Below are 17,571 nucleotides of genomic sequence, written 5' to 3'. Positions count from 1 at the left end.
CTTAGCGCCTCCACTCGGTCCCTTCAACGCCATTCACCAGCAGCTTGCGCTTTTCTCCCGCCGGTAATGACAGCTTCAGCGCTTTCCACGCCGGACGGTAGCTGCCGCGAGCGTTGATATTCAGGTTTATGCTGTTGGCGCTGCAGATCATTTCCCACTCCAGCCATAGCGCATCCCCCTCTTTATAGCCCCAGCTTTCGCCGTCGTCTTCAAACAGCAGACCGCGGGTTGAGCCGGTACCTTTCAGCGGGAACAACTGCAGTTCGCGACGATCGTCTTTTTGCGCATCGACGTGGCTGATACGTTCACTAAGCGGCAGACCGGCGCCGGCGCGGACCAGCAGCGGCAGTTTTTCCAGCGGCGCGTCCAGCGTCACCCACTGGCCGCCGGCGAACCACTGGTGGCTGTAAAAATCGTACCAGCCGTCCTGATTATCGGGCAGCCACAGCTGGCGTTGACGGGCGCCGGGCTCGACCACGCTGGCCACCAGCAGATCGCGACCCAGCAGGAAGTCATCGCACTCGGCGAAGGTCTGGGTATCGTGCTGGTGATCGAGGAAGGTCGGGCGCAGCATCGGTTCGTCATCGGCATGCGCCTGCCATAACAGGGTGTACAAATAGGGCAGCAGACGGTAGCGCAGCTCGATGGCTGAGCGGATCGCCGGGGTGATTTCCGGGTACATCCAGGCTTCATTGACCGTCTGGTCGTCATTCCACGAATGAATGGTAAAGCGCGGATGCATCACGCCGTTTTGTACCCAGCGCACGAACAGCTCCGGCTCGGGTTTATCGCCGGAGAAACCGCCGACGTCGTGGCCGACGTTAAACAGCCCGGAAAGGCTCATGCCCAGCCCCATGCGGATGTTATAGCGCAGCGTATCCCAGTTGGTGCGGTTGTCGCCGCTCCAGGTCTGGACGTAGCGCTGCATCCCGGCGCAGCCGGAGCGGGAGATCAGATACGGGCGCTTTTGCGGCGCAAAGCGCTGCTGGGCTTCCATGGAGGCGCGCATCATCAGCAACGGCATCACCGGGCGAATATGTTTAATGGCGATTTCGCGGCCAAAGCCGTAGCAGCGCGCCTCGCCGTCCCACACCTCATACTCGTTATTATCGTTCCAGGTCGAATCGATACCCATCTCCAGTAGCTGGGTGGTCACGCCTTCCTGCCACCAGGCCACGGTGTGCGGGTTGGTGAAGTCGAGATGCGACCCTTCATCATCCCAGAAGCTGGAGCGCTCCGGCGCGTCGGTTTGCGAATCGCGAATAAAAAGACCGCGCTCCGCCACTTCGCCATAGCGCGGATGATCCTGCAGCAGGCAGGGTTTGATATTGGCGGCCAGCTTCAGCCCGGCATCATGGAACGACTGGCTCATCACTTTTGGCTGCGGCACCTTGTCGTAGTTCCAGTTAAAGACGTAGCGCTTGCCGTTGATCGAGGTATAGCCGGAAGAGAGCTGGAACGAGTCGCAAGGGATCGCGTGCTGCTCGCACAGGCGGATGAAGTTCATCAGCTGATTTTGCGCATCCGGCGCGTCGGTATAGTGCATCGTGGAGCCGCTGTAGCCGAGGCTCCATTTTGGCCCGAACAAGGTTTTACCGGTCAGGCGGACGAAGGCTTTGGTCACATCCAGCACCTGTTTACCGGTAAACAGGTAATAATCGATATCGCCGGCCTCCGCCTGCCAGCGGCGATAGGCGGTGTGGTAGTTGTCGATTTCATTGCCCAGATCCAGCCAGCAGCTGCTCAGGTTGTCATAGAACAGGCCGTAGCTGATATCGCTGCGCTGGGTGATGGTAAACGGAATATGTTTATACAGCGGGTCGGTACTGACGGCGTTGTAGCCCATGGCATCGAGGTTACGCATTTCGTAGCGTTTGCCGTTACGCTGCAGGTCGCCGGCTTTTTCACCCAGGCCGTAGAAACGCTCATCTTTGCGGCGGCTCAGATAATGGGCGACGCCGTCGCCGTGAGCGTTTGCCAGATAGGCGCTGGTGGGGCGGTCACTGGCGAGCGTCTGCCACTCGCCGGCGTCGTCGCGATAGCACCACTCCAGCCATAGCGGCTGGTGAACGGTGACGCGCAGCTGGCGGGTGGCGATGGTCAGCGCGTCATCTTCTTTGGTCATCTGCCAGGCCGGGAGGCTAAAACCGCTGAGGTCATCCCGCGCGCGGCCTTCCCACGGCACATCCTGCTGCGGGGCGATACTCCAGGTGCGATCCAGCGCCAGTTGGCCCTGGCGCTTCAGCAAGACGCGGAATAAATTCTCTTCCAGCACATACAGACACAAAGTGTGCTGACCATCAACGGTCAGTTCAACGTGATGCTCCAGCTGTTGGTGCAAACTCCAGTGTTTCAACGTCTTCATATTTTACATCCACTCTCAGGCGCGCTTGGCGCGACGTTCAGCAATAAATGCCACCAGGAAAACGGCGCCAATCAGGTCAAAGAAACCCATGGCGATAAACAGCGGGTTGAAGCCAATTTTGTCGGCGGTCACCCCGATTAATAATGAGAACAGGAAGCTGGCGATCCACGCCGCGGAACCGCGCATACCGTTGACCGTCGCCATTTGTCCCTTGTCGAAAGACTCCACCACCAGCGCGCTGAGCATGCAGGAGATGATCTGATGGCCGAAACCACCAATGGAGATCAGGATGATGGTGATATAGGGATCGCGAGTAATGGCGACCAGGGCCAGCGAGATCATCAGAAACGCGCCGGTTACCGAGCTGGCGATAACCGAGTTGACTCGCGTGCAGCCGAACCAGCGAACGTACAGGCGGGTGAGATAGCCGCTGACCACGCTGCCAAGATCGGCGGCGAGGAACGGCAGCCAGGCGAACATCGCGATCTGCTTCAGATCCATGCCGTGCTCTTTCGCCAGGTACAGCGGCACCCAGAAGCTCAGTACCGCCCAGGCAGGCTCGGCCATAAAGGCGGGGATGGCGATACCGTAGAAACGTTTATTCTTCGAGACGGTTTTGAGCGCGGTAAAGAAGGGCTGTTTCACCGGCGGGGCTTCGTTATCCTGCTTGATGTACTCCAGCTCGCTTTTGCTGAGGTTCGGGTGCTTTTCCGGGTTCTGATAGAAAGCCCACCACAGCACCACCCACAGCAGCGCCAGCGCGCCGGTAAACATAAACGCCCCCTGCCAGCCGAAGGAGGCGTGGGCGAAGTAGATAATCGGCGGGGCCAGCATTGCGCCGATAGAGAAGCCGACGCCAGCCCAGCCGGCGGCGATTGGCCGTTCAGATTTCGGGAACCACTCGCCGATGGTTTTGGCGTTCGCCGGCGTGGCGGCCGCCTCGGCGCCGCCCATAAAGAAGCGCAACATAGCCAGGTGCAGCCAGCTGCCAGCCCCGGCGTGGGCGATACAGGCCAGCGCCCACAGGGTAGCGCAGATCATAAACCCGAGCTTCAGGCCGATGACGTCGATAAGCCAGCCACAGAGCGGCTGGAAAATCGTGTAAGCCAGCTGAAACGCGCCGACGATCCAGGAATATTGTTCGGTGGTAATACCGAGCGTCGCTTTCAGTTCCGGGGCGATAATCCCCAGCGAGTTACGTGTGATGTAGTTGACGGTGACGCCGAGTAAAAACAGGACCAGCACCCACCAGCGCAGGTTTTTTACCACCCGGCGCGTTTTACTGACCGCGATATCATTGTTGAGGCCTTGACTCATAGCACACTCCACAAGACGTTGTAGGGGGAAAGTGACGGCCTCTTTCCCTGAGTGGTCACATAGTTTTTTTAACTATTTGAATAGTCTATTTTTTATCTCAACATCATTGGTATAACTAGTATGGGAGATGTTGGACCAATTCAGGCTAAGGGAGAAAAAACGTCGGGCAAAGTGCTATTTATGCAACTTTTTTCATGAAATGACCGAGATCTCAAATTTCGCTCTGTCATTTGCTTACAGGAAGCGCTTTGGCGATTATGAAAATTCTTTCATTTTCCAATCGGAGCTGGATCACAAAATGGATAAAAAGCTGCGCGTCGCCGAAATCGCCGCCCGCACCGGGCTGTCGGCCAGCACCGTTTCGCGCGTCCTGGCCGGAAAGGCGAATACCAGCGATAAGGCGCGCCGGGCGGTGCTGGAGTGCGCCCGCGAGCTGGGGGTCATGCAGGGACTGGCCGCCGGGCGTCTGCTGCTCAATAATCTGCTGGTGTTTGCTCCGCAGCGCGCCTTCGATGAGCGATCGGATATCTTCTACTACCGGGTGATCCAGAGCATCAATAACGCGCTGGCGGCGCATGAAGTGCGCCTGCGCTACTGCGCACTGGACGAGAACGACAGCGACGCCAATCTGTTTCTTGCCCGCATGAACGAAGCGGAGACCCAGGCCGCGGTGCTGCTGGGGATCGACGATCCGCATATTCATGGCCTGGCGGCGGATCTGGGCAAACCCTGCGTATTGATCAACTGTCGGGATGAAGGGATGCGGCTGCCGTCCATTGCCCCCGACCATCGTCTGATTGGCCAGTGCGCCGCCCGCTATCTGTTTGATATGGGCCATCGGGCGGTGATGAACGTGATGTGCCTGCGCCGCTATACCATGGAGCTGCGGCTGGGCGGGATCCAGGAAGCATGGCGCGCGCGCAATCTGCGCTTTACCGCCAGCCGGGATCTCATCAGCGTCGCCAACTTTAGCGCCAGAGAGACGGAAGAGCAGGTAGGGGCCTGGCTTGACGCTTTACAGGGGCGCCCGATGCCCACCGCCTTCCTGGTGGGCGGCGATTTTATGGCCGCCGGCACCGTCAGCGCCCTGCAAAAACGAGGCCTGCGGGTGCCGCAGGATGTTTCGGTAATGAGTATCGACGGGTTTAATCTGGCGGCGATTCAGGAGGTGCCGCTGACCGCGGTGCATGTGCCGCGAGATGAGCTGGGCAGCGAGGCGGTGCATCTCCTGCAGCAGCGCCTGCTGCGCCCGGAGGCGCCGCACGGCTCGCTACTGTTGCACGGCACGCTGGTGGTACGTGATTCGGTACGGCGGATCCGGCCGGGCAAAGGCCATACCGCCGTGGAGCCGCAGGGGCTGTATGACGATTAAACCGGGATACCCAGCGCCCGTTTCCCGTGAATATTCAGATCTTCCAGGGTGAAGCGCCCCTGCCAGCTGGCCTCATAGTCCTCGCGCGGGAAATCCCCCGGCGAGGCCCCTTTTTCCAGAGCAATTTTCACTTTCTGCGCGTAGGCGAGGTTCTTTTCGCACATCGGCGCGGCCGGGATGTACATCACGTTGCCCCAGCCCTGTTGATTTTCCACCGGCGCCACTGAGTGAATAACATCGCAGTGCCACCAGACGGAATCGCCAGCGTTCAGCGCCGGAATCGAGCTTAACGCTTTAATTAAGAGTGGGTGCCATTGCTCAGAGATCGGCAGCACTCTGCCCGGCGCGACGCCGCACAGCTCATCTTCCGGCACATCGTCGAGCAGGGGGCGCAGCAGCACATAAGCCATCGCCTCCGGGATCGGCACCACGTGTAGCAGCCCCTGACCCGGGATCATGTCCGACAGCGCGGTCCAGCCCTGGAAGGTGCGGAACACCGAGCATTTGGTGGTGTTGTCGACGGTGTACTCTTCCACTTCGGTACGGTGCGCGGCGTCCCACGGATCGTAGGCGTCGATATTGCCATTAAAGACGTTGGCGAAAACCTGCTGATAGGCGGGAAGCAGCCAGCGCTCCAGCGCGCCAGAATCGGTATGCGCCCCCAGCCCCTTTGACGTGGTTCCCGGCGGGCGGCGGCGGATACGGTCAGGGTAAATCACGCTGACATCCGGATCGAACCAGCGCTTGCCATTCTGTTCAAAGCGCCACAGGCGATTGAGGAAGGATTGCACCGCCGCCATTTCATCACTCTGTCGCGCCTGCATTTGCGAGGGGGACCAGTAGATCGGATAGATTTCCGGACGCGAAGCCTCCAGCGAACCGAAGAAGCTGTCGCCAGGTCCTTTGTAAACATCATCGAAGTGGTTCAGATCGAGGTATTCCAGCATCGCGTTGTCCCAGGCCAGCGCCTGTTCGCGCGGGTAGTGTCCTTTGATCACTGCGCAGCCCCGGCGCTTAATCGCCGCGCGCTGCTCATCGCTCACTTTTCCTTCGGCGATATCGCTGAACGGGATCGTCGGCCAGACCTCCTGGCCTGTGGCTTTCAGGGCATTAATCTCGTCCAGGCGCTCGCTGATACGCGCCGAGAGTTTATCGAACACTGCCTGGACATCGCCAATTTGTGCCCGTAAGGCCTGTTTCATCTGGCGAATTGCCGCTTTGTGGTCGGCAGGTAATGTTTCGTGGGTCGGGAGAGCAGCCATAATAACCTCGCTGTATCTTTCATTCGAAAGTGTTAAATCTTACAAACGTTAATTTAAGTTAAAATGGAGTTAATGCAAGTTTAAAATCTTGCTACGGCGCACAAAATGGAAAAACCGGGGCGCGATGCCCCGGCGAAGGGTCACGCGTTGAAGGGAGCGGTATTATCGAGGACGGCCTGAATGACGTTCAGCGCGCCGTCATGGTTATTATCGTCAGTGGCGTAGCCGGCGATAGCCTTGATGGTGTCGGCGGCGTTACCCATGGCGACAGCGTATTTCACCAGCTTCAGCATTTCGGCGTCGTTGCCGCTGTCGCCGATGGCCACGCACTGCTGCGGCGAAAGGTTCCAGCGTTTGAGCAGGCGGCTGATGCCGTTGGCTTTATGCAGGCCGGGGATAATCAAATCGACAAAGCCAAAGCCGCTGGTGACCGGCTTCATGATCCCGTCGAGCGACACGTGCAGTTTATCGATCAGCTGTGGGATCTCGCTGTCCGGCAGGTTGAGGGAGAATTTGAACAGCGTGTCGTCGATGCGATGGTAATTGCTTACCCGCTGCAGACGGTGGTAGTGCTTTGACATCAGGTCGACGAAGGCGTCCGGAGCTTTATCGCTCACATACGCGCTCTGCAGGCCGCAGGCGACGAAGTTCAGCTGCGGATCGTTAAGTAATTCGCCGATCACCACCTGCGATTCGTGGCGGGTCAGTTCGCCGTGGAACAGCTGCTTACCATGCTCAAAGACCAGCGCGCCGTTTTCGGCGACGAACGAAATCTGCTCGCGGATCTCCGGGAAGAAGGAGATCAACTGATAGTACTGGTTGCCGCTGGCGACAACAAATTCAATGCCGCGCTGCTGCAGCTGGGCGAATTGCGCCAGAAACCGTGAGCGATCGTAGGTTTTGGCGTCATTGAGAAAAGTTCCGTCCATATCGGTGACGATAACTTTAACGGTCATAAGGGGATGCTCCTGGCTTAACTTCGACCAGTAACATTCTAATTACAATGTGATGGGGAGCACAAATTTATTTCGAATGAAAGTTCACTCAGCGCAGAAAATGCCGGGTGGCAACGTTGCCTTACCCGGCCTGCAGAACAGGGTAGGCCCGCTAAGCATAGCGCCAGCGGGCACGAAGGGTTACAGCGTATGTTCGGTTCGGGCGATGATATCGTCCTGGGTATCCGGCGACAGGGCGGTGAAGAACGCCGAGTATCCGGCGACGCGGACCACTAAATCGCGGTACTGGTCAGGGTGTTTCTTCGCCTCCAGCAGCGTGTCGCGGGATACGATGTTGTACTGAATATGCCAGCCTTTGTGCACCTCGAAGAAGGTGCGCAGCAGCACCATCAGCTTCTGCTTGTCGGACTCATTCTCCAGCGTGGACGGATTCAGCTTCTGGTTAAGCAGCACGCCGCCGAGGATCGCGCCGGTGGGGAGTTTGCCCACCGAACTGATGACCGCTGTCGGCCCCAGATGGTCGGTACCGGAGGCCGGGCTGGCCCCTTCCGCCAGCGGGGTGTGCGCTTTACGGCCATCCGGTGTCGCCATCGTCTGGGCGCCGAACGGAACGTTGGCGGAGATAGACGACGTGCCGGCGTAATAGTTGCCGCCGATTGGGCCGCGGCCATAGCGCGGGTTGTGATACTGCTTCAGCTCGTCGATATAGGTCTGGTAGGCCCGCGCCAGCAACTCGTCGACGCTGTCATCATCGTTACCGTACTTCGGCGCGCCGTTGATCAACCGCTGGCGCAGTTGCTCGTGGGTCAGACCGTCGAAATCTTCCGCCAGCGCCTTCGCCAGTTCCTGCTGGCCGATGGCGCCCTGATCGAAGACCAGTTTTTTCACCGCCGCCAGGCTGTTGCCGAGGTTGGCGATACCCACCTGCAGGCCGGAAACCCAGTCATATTTCGCGCCGCCTTGCTTGATGCTTTTCGCCCGTTCGATACAGTCATCCACCAGCGCCGAACAGAGAATATCGTGGACGTTTTCCTCCAGCATGGTATCGACCACGTACTCAATCTCAATGGATTTACGGGTGTAGTAGCGGATCTGGTTATCCCAGTCTGCCAGCACCTGGTCGAAATTAGCGAAGTTGCCTTTCGACAGGGCATGCTCCTGGGGCAGGAATACCTGACCGCTGGTGGCATCGCGGCCACCTTCCAGCGTCGCCAGCATCACCCGCGCGAAGTTGATAAAGCTCATGCCGGTGCAGCGGTAGCCCCATTTGCCGCCAACCGCGGTTTCGATGCAGCCGATGGCGGCGTAATCGTAGGCGTCCTGCGGCTCGATGCCGAGTTTGATAAATTCCGGGATGACGATTTCGTCGTTATTAAACGCCGGCATGCCGAAGCCGCAGCGGATCACCTGGACGCAGGCGTCGAGGAAGTCGTTGCTCATCCCGGCATGGTAACGCACGCTGAGGTTCGGCTGGGTAGAGCGCAGACGACCACAGGATTCCAGGATGGCATACGACAGCGGGTTGACGGCGTCCTGCGGCTGGCCGTCGACCAGGTTCTGGCCGCCAATGGTGACGTTCTGGTACAGCGGGCTGCCGGCAGAGGCCTTGGAGTGCGAGCCGGAGCGAATTTTGTTGACCTCCAGCAGCTTCAGCCAGCAGCTGTGCAGCAGCTCAATGGCCTGTTCGCGATCCAGCGACTGCTGCAGTTCAACGTCGCGACGGTAGTACGGATAGAGGTACTGGTCCATACGGCCAAAGGAGACCGAGTGGCCATTGGATTCAATCTGCAGGATAAGCTGAATGAAGTAGCACAACTGCAGCGCCTGCCAGAAGGTTTTCGGCGGCTCATGGGCGATGATGTCGCAGTTTTCGGCTATCGTCAGCAGTTCGTGGCGGCGTGATTCACGGGATTCTGCTGTCGCCATCTCGCGCGCCAGCGCGGCGAAGCGTTTGCTGTGGTCGCTGACCGCTTCCAGAACGATATCAATCGCTTTCAGGAACTGCTCGCCGTGCAGGTCTTCCAGTACCGTCAGGTTAATGCGCGACCGGCGTTCAGCAACCTTGGCGCGCATGCCGTCGAGGCCTTTCTCCAGCAGTAACGGGAAGTTGACCGCCAGGTGGGCGTCACCGGAAGTCATGTTGCCTTCCGCCTTGATAATACCGGTGGCGAGGAGCGCCTTCTGCTCATCGGTAAACATACCGTAGCAGCGGTCCTGTACGGTCTGCCCGCGCCACCATGGGCACACTTCATGCAGCACGCGTTTGTTCTCTTCGCTGACCGAGAAGCCGGCGCCGGGGCGGTCGGCAAGATCGTCGATCTCTTTCTCAATCCAGCTGACGGTGTATTCCGGGAAAATCGGCGCAGCGCGCACTTCGCTGGCCTGGTTGCCGACGATCAGTTCGTCGTGCTTGATCCAGATGGTGCGCTCGGCAAGGTGATGCGCCAGCGCCAGGGCGCGACGCACCGGGATTGGCTTATCAAGATGCTGCTGATACATCTCGGTGTAGTGGCGGGCGCGTTCGGTACAGACCGGCGGTTTGACAATATGCACCAGTGCCATTTTATGGGCCTGGATGCGGGCGCTGAGGGTATTGAGTTTGAGAGTTGTCATAAGGTTATCCTCGTAAGATCGCCGTTAGCCCCTTGCTCCGCGCATAATCTTGCGCGAAGGCGAGCAGCTCAGGAGCATCCAGCGGTTTGTCCGGTGCGGTGTAGGGCTGACTGAGTAACTGGTATTTGTTCATTCCCAGCGTGTGGTACGGCAGGAAATGGATCTCGCTGACCTGCAGGCGGTCGGCGGCAAAATCGGTGATCGCGGCAATGTCGGCTTCACTGGCGTTGAATCCCTGGATCAGCGGCACGCGAATAATCATTTTTTTCCCTGCCTGCGCCAGTCGCTGCAGGTTATCCAGCACCCGGCGGGCGCTGCCGTCGGTCCACTGCTGGAAAACGGCCTCGTCGACGTGTTTCAGGTCGGCGAGAAACAGGTCGACAAAGGGTAAAGCCGGTTCAATGTATTTCCACGGCACGTGCAGGCAGGTTTCCACGGCGGTGTGAATACCTGCCTGATGGCTGGCTTCGAAAAGCGCCTGCGCCAGCGTCGGGTTCATAAAGGGTTCGCCGCCGGAAAGGGTGATGCCGCCGCCGCTGCGATCGTAGAACGGTTTATCACGCAGCACCGTCGCCATGATCGCTTCGACGTTTTTCTCCTCGCCGCAGACCGTTAGCGCGGTGGTGGGGCAGCAGTCACGCAGCGCAGTAATATGCTTGTCGTTAACGTTTTGCCGATCAATGATCAAACCATCGAGGGTACGGGTGATAACCTCCGGCGCCGCCTGCTGGCACAGATCGCAGCCGGCCAGGCACAGCCGCGAGTCATACAGCAGATCTTCGCTGCGGGCGCGGCTTTCCGGGTTCTGGCACCAGCGGCAGCCCAGCGAGCAGCCTTTCAGGAAGACGACGGTACGGATCCCTGGGCCGTCATGGGTGGAGTAGCGCTGGATGTTGAAGATCATGGCTTATCCTCTTGTTTGCGTATGAATATAAAAACACTTTCGAATGAAAGTTATATTGACGCAAATCAACAAGCGGGATGGGGCTAAGCTCCTGGGGATAAAAAAACGAGAGAGGTCACAAAACCACCGACGACCCTCGTCGCCGGTGTGGGGGTTAGTGCGAGCCGCATACCTCGCACTGCGGATGACGCATCAGCTTCATTTCACGAAACTGGCAGGTCATGGCGTCGTACATCACGATTTTTCCGCTGGCAGGGGTGCCGTAGCCGGTCAGCAGTTTAATGGCCTCCATCGCCTGCAGCGAACCGATGGTGCCCACCAGCGGGGCCATTACCCCGGCTTCGACGCAGGTGAGGGCATTTTCGCCGAACAGACGGCTCAGGCAGCGGTAGCAGGGTTCGCCATCCTGATACGTGAAGACGCTGATTTGCCCCTCCATGCGGATCGCCGCCCCGGAGACCAGCGGGGTGGTGTGCTGGAAACAGCCGGCGTTGAGCTGGTTACGAATGGCGACGTTGTCGGTGCAGTCCAGCACCAGATCGTGATCGGCAATCTGCCCCGCCAGCGCGGTCTCATCCAGCAAGGCATTGAGCGGGACCAGCCGGATGTGCGGGTTAATGCGCGCCAGCGCCTCGCGGGCAGAATCCACCTTCGGTTGGCCGATGGTCGCGTCGCTGTGCAGCGTCTGGCGCTGGAGGTTGGACAGCGAGACGGTGTCGAAATCGAGCAGGGTGAGCTGACCCACGCCGGCCGCCGCCAGATATTGAGCGGCGGCGCAGCCGAGCCCGCCGAGGCCGACCACCAGTACGCGAGCGGCTTTTAGCCGCTCCTGACCGTCGAAATCAAAACCGCGCAAGATGATCTGCCGGTTATAGCGCAGCATCTCCTCGTCGCTCAGCTCAACGGCCATTACAGCCCCCCAAACAGATGATTAAAGGGCTCGACTTCGACCCATTCGCCCGCTTCGACGTGGCCGCGTTCGCGCTCCAGTACGATAAAGCAGTTACCGAGGCTGAATGAGCTGAAAATGTGCGAGCCCTGATGGCCGGTGGTGGTCACCACCAGCTCGCCGTCGGGGTTGCGCTGCAGAATACCGCGCTGGAAGTCGAGACGGCCCGGCGACTTCTTCAGTCGCGTGGCGGCGCGTACCCGCAGGCAGGTTGCCTGAAGCGGGCCGTGCTTGCCCGAGAGTTTCGCCAGCAGCGGCTGCACCAACTGACAGAAGGTGACGGTGGCGGAAACCGGGTTACCCGGCAGGCCGCAGAACCAGCTGCTACTGAGTTTGCCGAAGGCGAAGGGTTTCCCCGGCTTGATCGCCAGTTTCCAGAAGCCGATCTCCCCCAGCTCTTCAAGAATGGTTTTGGTGTAGTCGGCTTCGCCCACCGAGACGCCACCGGAGCTGATGACCACGTCGGCCTGCTGGTCGGCGGCGATAAACGCGTCACGCAGCTTCGCCGGGTCGTCAGGAATAATGCCGAGGTTAATGACCTCGTAGCCCAGCTGCTGCAGCATCAGGTGCACCGCCAGGCGGTTGGTATCGTAAATCTGGCCGTCGCCGAGCGGTTGACCCGGCAGCTGCAGCTCATCGCCGGTTGAGAAGACCGCGACGCGGACCTTGCGCACCACCTCGACCTCGGCAATGCCCAGCGAGGCCAGCACCGGCAGCTCGGCCACCGTCAGGGGCGTCCCCGCCGGGAAGACCACCGCGCCGTGGGCGATATCTTCTCCGCGACGGCGAATGTGCTGCCCGGCTTTCACCGGCGCGGTAAAGTGCACGCCGGCGTCGGTCTGTTCGGTCTCTTCCTGCATGACCACCGCGTCGCAGCCCGCAGGCACCGGCGCGCCGGTCATGATGCGAATACAGGTGCCGGTGGGCCAGGCGTCGTTGAAAGGCTGGCCGGCAAAGGCCTTACCGGCGACCGGCAGCGCCGCGCCGTCGCGAAGGTCGTTCAGCCGGACGGCATAGCCATCCATCGCGGCGTTATCAAAGCCGGGCACATCCAGCGGGGAGACGATGTCATGGGCAGTCACACGCGAGAAGGCCTGCAACAGCGGTACAGTTTCCGTCGCGTTCAGCGGCGTAATACGATCGAGCATCTGGGCGAGGGCTGTGTCGAGCGGCATCAGTCCGGCGGTAAAATCCATGGGTCACTCCTGCGGGCAAAACAGCGAAAACGCCTATTATGGCAGAAAAGCGGCGCGGGCTGTATGCCACTTGGGTACGAGGCTTTACATCGCCCGCCGCTCTTTCTATATTCAAAAATTGTATAAGACATTCAGCAATATAATGATATCAATACCCTTATTCCTGACGTGACCGGCGCCGCGCCGCGGTACGACGGGGCAGGGGCGATCCACTTCATCGTTAAGGACTGGCGAAATGGGCAAGGCGGTTATAGCAATTCACGGCGGCGCAGGGGCGATTTCTCGCGCGCAGATGACGCCGGAGCGGGAGCGAGAGTATGTGGCGGCGCTGTCGACTATCGTCGAAAGCGGGCAGAAGATGTTGGCTGCGGGCGCCAGTGCGCTGGATACCGTAACCGAGGCCGTTCGGCTGCTGGAAGAGTGCCCGCTGTTTAACGCCGGGATGGGCGCGGTATTTACCCGCGATCAAACCCACGAACTGGACGCCTGCGTGATGGACGGCTATAGCCTGCAGGCGGGGGCGGTAGCCGGGGTCAAACATTTGCGTAATCCGGTGCTGGCGGCGCGTCTGGTACTCGAGGAGAGCCCGCACGTGCTGCTGATTGGCGAGGGCGCGGAAAATTTTGCCTTCTCCCGCGGGATGGCGCGCGTCGATAACGATCTCTTTTCCACCCCCGAGCGGCTGCTGCAGCTGCAGGAGGCGAAAGCGGGCGGGGAGATTATCCTCGACCACCACGCCGCTCCGCTTGACGAACGTCAAAAGATGGGCACCGTCGGCGCGGTGGCGCTCGACCTGGCGGGTAACCTGGCGGCGGCGACCTCCACCGGCGGTATGACCAACAAGCTGCCCGGGCGCGTCGGCGACAGCCCGCTGCCGGGCGCGGGGTGCTATGCCAACAATGCCAGCGTGGCGGTCTCCTGCACCGGCACCGGCGAAGTCTTTATGCGTACCCTGGCGGCCTACGACATTGCCGCCCTGATGGAGTATGGTCAGCTGAGTCTTTACACCGCCTGTGAACGAGTGGTAATGGAGAAACTGCCGGCTCTCGGCGGTAGCGGCGGGCTGATTGCCGTCGATCGCGAAGGCAACGTCGTTTTACCGTTTAACAGTGAAGGCATGTACCGCGCCTGGTGCTATGCCGGCGATACGCCGACCATTGGCATTTATCGCGAATAGAACAAGGGAGAGGGAGAGTGCCGCAAACTCACGAAACGGATACCTGCGAGGTACTGGTGGTGCGCAACCTGAACGTCGCGTTCCGCCAACAGGATGCGCCTGAGGTGCAGGCTGTGCGTCAGCTTTCCTTCAGCCTGCGCCGCGGCGAGACGCTGGCGATAGTGGGCGAGTCCGGTTCGGGAAAATCGGTGACCGCCCTGGCGCTGATGCGCCTGCTCGACGCCGCCAGCAGCGAAGTGAGCAGCGAGGGGCTGTGGCTGCGGCGGCGTAACCGGCAGGTGATTGCGCTCAATGAGCAAACGGACGCCGAGATGCGCCGGGTGCGCGGCGCGGATCTGGCCATGATTTTTCAGGAGCCGATGACCTCGCTGAATCCGGTTTTTACCATCGGCGAACAAATCGCCGAATCCCTGCGCCTGCACCAGGGGCTGGGGCGCGAAGAGGCGCTGCGCGCGGCGAAAAAGATGCTCGACCAGGTGCGTATTCCCCAGGCGGAAGAGATGCTCTCACGCTATCCGCACCAGCTCTCCGGCGGCATGCGCCAGCGGGTGATGATCGCCATGGCGCTCTCCTGCCGGCCGGCGGTGTTGATAGCCGATGAGCCGACCACGGCCCTGGATGTCACCATCCAGGCGCAAATTTTGCAACTCATTGCCGTCCTGCAAAAGGAGATGGCGATGGGGGTGATCTTTATTACCCACGATATGGGCGTCGTGGCCGATATCGCCGATCGGGTGCTGGTAATGTATCGCGGTGAGGCGGTAGAGACCGGCAGCGTTGAGGAGATCTTTCGTTCGCCGCAGCACCCTTATACTCAGTCGCTGCTGGCGGCGGTTCCGAGGCTGGGGGAGATGCGGGGTCAGGATCTGCCGCGCCGTTTTTCGCTTCCCGGTCAGCCGCAGGCGGAGACCGAAACGCCAGACACGGTGGCGGCGGGGGAGCCTATCCTGCAGGTGCGCGACCTGGTGGCCCGTTTTCCGGTGCGCGGTGGGCTGCTCAATCGCGTGACGCGCGAAGTGCATGCGGTGGAGAAGATCAGTTTTGATCTCTGGCCGGGAGAGACCCTGTCGCTGGTGGGAGAGTCCGGCTGCGGCAAGTCGACCACCGGCCGGGCGCTGCTGAGACTGGTCGAAACCCAGGGTGGCACCATTACCTTCGACGGCCAACGGATTGATACGCTCTCCGGCAGCAAGCTGCAATCCCTGCGCCGTAATATTCAGTTTATTTTTCAGGATCCTTACGCTTCGCTTGACCCGCGTCAGACGGTCGGTGACTCGATCATGGAGCCGCTGCGGGTGCATGGCCTGCTGCATGGTGAAGCCGCGCGTGAGCGGGTTTCCTGGCTACTGAAGCGCGTGGGGCTTCAGCCGGAGCATGCCTGGCGTTACCCCCATGCCTTTTCCGGCGGCCAGCGGCAGCGGATCTGCATTGCCCGCGCGCTGGCGCTGAATCCTAAGGTGGTGATAGCCGATGAGTCGGTGTCGGCCCTGGATGTCTCCATTCGGGCGCAGATTATCAATCTGATGCTCGACCTGCAGCGCGAGATGGGTATCGCGTTTCTGTTTATTTCCCATGATATGGCGGTGGTGGAGCGCATCAGCCACCGCGTGGCGGTGATGTATCGCGGTCGCATTGTCGAAATAGGCCCGCGCCGTGCGGTGTTTGAAAACCCGCAGCACCCCTATACCCGTAAGCTAATGGCCGCCGTACCGGTGGCCGACCCGGCCTACCGTCATCCGCAGCGAGTCCTGCTGTCTGATGACGTCCCGGGCAATATCTATAAGCGGGGCGAGGAGATGGCCAGCGTGCCATTGCAGCAGGTTGGGCCGGACCACTTTGTCGCCCGCGAATCCGCCGATGTGCTGGGCAGAGCATAACAACACATAACGCACCTTTTCAGGAGAATACGATGACACAACCTGTTTCACGCAAATGGTGGCTGGCGCTGAGTATCGCGGCGGCCCTGGCGAGCGCCCCTGCCTTTGCCGCCAAAGATGTGGTCGTGGCGGTCGGGTCTAACTTTACGACGCTCGATCCCTATGATGCCAACGATACCCTGTCGCAGGCGGTGGCGAAGTCCTTTTATCAAGGCCTGTTCGGCCTTGATAAAGAGATGAAGCTACAAAATGTTCTTGCCGAGAGCTATACCGTGTCACCGGACGGCCTGGTGTACACCATCAAGCTGCACAGCGGGGTGAAATTCCAGGATGGCACCGACTTTAACGCCGAGGCGGTCAAGGCTAACCTCGACCGCGCGAGTAACCCGGATAACCATCTCAAGCGCTATAACCTGTATAAAAATATCGCCAGCACCGAGGCGGTCGATCCGACCACGGTCAAAATTACCCTGAAGCAGCCCTTCTCGGCATTTATTAACATTCTCGCCCATCCGGCGACGGCGATGATTTCGCCGGCGGCGCTGAAAAAATATGGCAAGGATATTGGCTTCCATCCGGTGGGTACCGGGCCGTATAAGCTCGACACCTGGAACCAGACCGATTTCGTGAAGGTCAGCAAGTTCGATGGTTACTGGCAGCCAGGCCTGCCGAAGCTGGACTCCATCACCTGGCGTCCGGTGGTGGATAACAACACCCGGGCGGCGATGCTGCAGACCGGCGAAGCGCAGTTTGCTTTCCCGATCCCTTACGAACAGGCGCCGCTGCTGGCAAAAAACAGCAAACTGGAGCTGGTGGCCAGCCCGTCGATCATGCAGCGCTACATCAGCATGAACGTGACGCAGAAGCCGTTCGATAATCCGAAGGTGCGTGAAGCCATCAACTATGCGATTAACCGTCAGGCGCTGGTCAAGGTGGCGTTTGCCGGATACGCCACCCCGGCGACCGGGGTGGTGCCGCCGTCGATTGCCTACGCCCAGACTTACACCGCCTGGCCCTACGATCCGGCGAAAGCTCGCCAGTTGCTGAAAGAGGCTGGCTACCCTAACGGTTTCAGCACCACGCTGTGGTCATCACATAATCACAGCACCGCGCAGAAAGTACTGCAGTTCACCCAGCAGCAGCTGGCGCAGGTGGGGATTAAGGCGCAGGTGACGGCGATGGACGCTGGTCAGCGGGCGGCGGAAGTGGAAGGTAAAGGGCAGAAAGAGAGCGGGGTACGGATGTTCTATACCGGCTGGTCCGCCTCCACCGGTGAAGCCGACTGGGCGCTGTCGCCGCTGTTCGCCTCGCAAAACTGGCCGCCGACGCTGTTTAATACCGCGTTTTACAGCAACCCGCAGGTGGATAACGCGCTGAGCGAGGCGCTGAAAACCACCGACCCGCAAGAGAAAACCAAACTCTATAAAGAGGCGCAGGATATTATCTGGAAAGAGTCGCCGTGGGTACCGCTGGTGGTCGAGAAACTGGTCTCCGCCCACAGCAAGAACCTCACCGGTTTCTATATCCAGCCGGATACTGGCTTTAGTTTTGAACAGGCAGATTTAACACCGTGAAGGATGGGA

The 17,571-nt window shown here is 59.9% G+C and carries 12 protein-coding genes; 4 read left to right on the top strand and 8 right to left on the bottom strand.

Annotation, left to right across the window (positions count from 1 at the left end; translation table 11 throughout):
- Nucleotide 1 precedes the first annotated feature (1 nt).
- Nucleotides 2–2,365 (bottom strand): glycoside hydrolase family 31 protein, encoded by a 2,364-nt coding sequence (locus R0140_RS18845; protein WP_032739393.1) that lies wholly within the window; start codon nucleotides 2,363–2,365, stop codon nucleotides 2–4.
- 15 nt (nucleotides 2,366–2,380) lie between these two features.
- Nucleotides 2,381–3,682: an MFS transporter gene (locus tag R0140_RS18840; protein WP_012968650.1), complete on the bottom strand. Its 1,302-nt coding sequence runs from the start codon at nucleotides 3,680–3,682 to the stop codon at nucleotides 2,381–2,383.
- Between the two features lie 298 nt (nucleotides 3,683–3,980).
- Between R0140_RS18840 and R0140_RS18835 the strand changes: the two genes are divergently transcribed.
- Nucleotides 3,981–5,054: a LacI family DNA-binding transcriptional regulator gene (locus R0140_RS18835; protein WP_032739944.1), complete on the top strand. Its 1,074-nt coding sequence runs from the start codon at nucleotides 3,981–3,983 to the stop codon at nucleotides 5,052–5,054.
- On the opposite strand, the gene R0140_RS18830 is transcribed toward R0140_RS18835, so the two are convergent.
- The 6 genes from R0140_RS18830 to moeA all read right to left on the bottom strand — a co-directional run bounded on the left by R0140_RS18830 (nucleotide 5,051) and on the right by moeA (nucleotide 12,934).
- The gene (locus R0140_RS18830) at nucleotides 5,051–6,316 is read right to left on the bottom strand and encodes a DUF1479 domain-containing protein (protein WP_008805790.1); all 1,266 of its coding nucleotides are present in this window, start codon (nucleotides 6,314–6,316) and stop codon (nucleotides 5,051–5,053) included. The two genes, R0140_RS18835 and R0140_RS18830, sit on opposite strands and share 4 nt — an antisense overlap.
- Nucleotides 6,317–6,456: 140 nt before the next feature.
- Entirely contained in the window at nucleotides 6,457–7,272 is an 816-nt protein-coding gene (locus tag R0140_RS18825; RefSeq protein ID WP_032739395.1) for a Cof-type HAD-IIB family hydrolase, read from the bottom strand.
- A gap of 180 nt (nucleotides 7,273–7,452) precedes the next feature.
- A complete protein-coding gene (locus R0140_RS18820) occupies nucleotides 7,453–9,885 on the bottom strand; it encodes a formate C-acetyltransferase/glycerol dehydratase family glycyl radical enzyme (protein WP_008805792.1) in 2,433 nt (810 codons plus the stop codon).
- 4 nt (nucleotides 9,886–9,889) lie between these two features.
- A complete protein-coding gene (locus R0140_RS18815; protein ID WP_008805793.1) occupies nucleotides 9,890–10,789 on the bottom strand; it encodes a glycyl-radical enzyme activating protein in 900 nt (299 codons plus the stop codon).
- Between the two features lie 154 nt (nucleotides 10,790–10,943).
- Nucleotides 10,944–11,699, bottom strand: a complete 756-nt coding sequence (moeB, locus tag R0140_RS18810) for a molybdopterin-synthase adenylyltransferase MoeB (protein ID WP_032739396.1) — start codon at nucleotides 11,697–11,699, stop codon at nucleotides 10,944–10,946.
- The gene (moeA, locus tag R0140_RS18805; protein WP_046622759.1) at nucleotides 11,699–12,934 is read right to left on the bottom strand and encodes a molybdopterin molybdotransferase MoeA; all 1,236 of its coding nucleotides are present in this window, start codon (nucleotides 12,932–12,934) and stop codon (nucleotides 11,699–11,701) included. The genes moeB and moeA overlap by 1 nt, the downstream gene beginning before the upstream one ends.
- Before the next feature lie 235 nt (nucleotides 12,935–13,169).
- Between moeA and iaaA the strand changes: the two genes are divergently transcribed.
- Genes iaaA through gsiB form a run of 3 tightly spaced genes read left to right on the top strand, consistent with a single transcriptional unit; the run spans nucleotide 13,170 to nucleotide 17,562 of the window.
- A complete protein-coding gene (gene iaaA / locus R0140_RS18800) occupies nucleotides 13,170–14,111 on the top strand; it encodes a beta-aspartyl-peptidase (RefSeq protein WP_032739397.1) in 942 nt (313 codons plus the stop codon).
- A gap of 17 nt (nucleotides 14,112–14,128) precedes the next feature.
- Entirely contained in the window at nucleotides 14,129–15,988 is a 1,860-nt protein-coding gene (gene gsiA / locus R0140_RS18795) for a glutathione ABC transporter ATP-binding protein GsiA (RefSeq protein ID WP_032739398.1), read from the top strand.
- A gap of 32 nt (nucleotides 15,989–16,020) precedes the next feature.
- Entirely contained in the window at nucleotides 16,021–17,562 is a 1,542-nt protein-coding gene (gsiB, locus tag R0140_RS18790; protein ID WP_004176731.1) for a glutathione ABC transporter substrate-binding protein GsiB, read from the top strand.
- Nucleotides 17,563–17,571: the final 9 nt, after the last annotated feature.

Source organism: Klebsiella sp. w6, from assembly GCF_033100215.1.
Classification (GTDB): domain Bacteria; phylum Pseudomonadota; class Gammaproteobacteria; order Enterobacterales; family Enterobacteriaceae; genus Klebsiella; species Klebsiella variicola.
Note: the sequence above shows the minus strand (reverse complement) of the source record. Positions and strands in the feature narration are given on the sequence as shown.

What these genes read in the sequence shown, in the direction of transcription:
- R0140_RS18845 (WP_032739393.1), bottom strand. Translation starts at nt 2,365, where the DNA reads ATGAAGACGTTGAAACACTGGAGTTTGCACCAACAGCTGGAGCATCAC.
- R0140_RS18840 (WP_012968650.1), bottom strand. Translation starts at nt 3,682, where the DNA reads ATGAGTCAAGGCCTCAACAATGATATCGCGGTCAGTAAAACGCGCCGG.
- R0140_RS18835 (WP_032739944.1), top strand. Translation starts at nt 3,981, where the DNA reads ATGGATAAAAAGCTGCGCGTCGCCGAAATCGCCGCCCGCACCGGGCTG.
- R0140_RS18830 (WP_008805790.1), bottom strand. Translation starts at nt 6,316, where the DNA reads ATGGCTGCTCTCCCGACCCACGAAACATTACCTGCCGACCACAAAGCG.
- R0140_RS18825 (WP_032739395.1), bottom strand. Translation starts at nt 7,272, where the DNA reads ATGACCGTTAAAGTTATCGTCACCGATATGGACGGAACTTTTCTCAAT.
- R0140_RS18820 (WP_008805792.1), bottom strand. Translation starts at nt 9,885, where the DNA reads ATGACAACTCTCAAACTCAATACCCTCAGCGCCCGCATCCAGGCCCAT.
- R0140_RS18815 (WP_008805793.1), bottom strand. Translation starts at nt 10,789, where the DNA reads ATGATCTTCAACATCCAGCGCTACTCCACCCATGACGGCCCAGGGATC.
- moeB (WP_032739396.1), bottom strand. Translation starts at nt 11,699, where the DNA reads ATGGCCGTTGAGCTGAGCGACGAGGAGATGCTGCGCTATAACCGGCAG.
- moeA (WP_046622759.1), bottom strand. Translation starts at nt 12,934, where the DNA reads ATGGATTTTACCGCCGGACTGATGCCGCTCGACACAGCCCTCGCCCAG.
- iaaA (WP_032739397.1), top strand. Translation starts at nt 13,170, where the DNA reads ATGGGCAAGGCGGTTATAGCAATTCACGGCGGCGCAGGGGCGATTTCT.
- gsiB (WP_004176731.1), top strand. Translation starts at nt 16,021, where the DNA reads ATGACACAACCTGTTTCACGCAAATGGTGGCTGGCGCTGAGTATCGCG.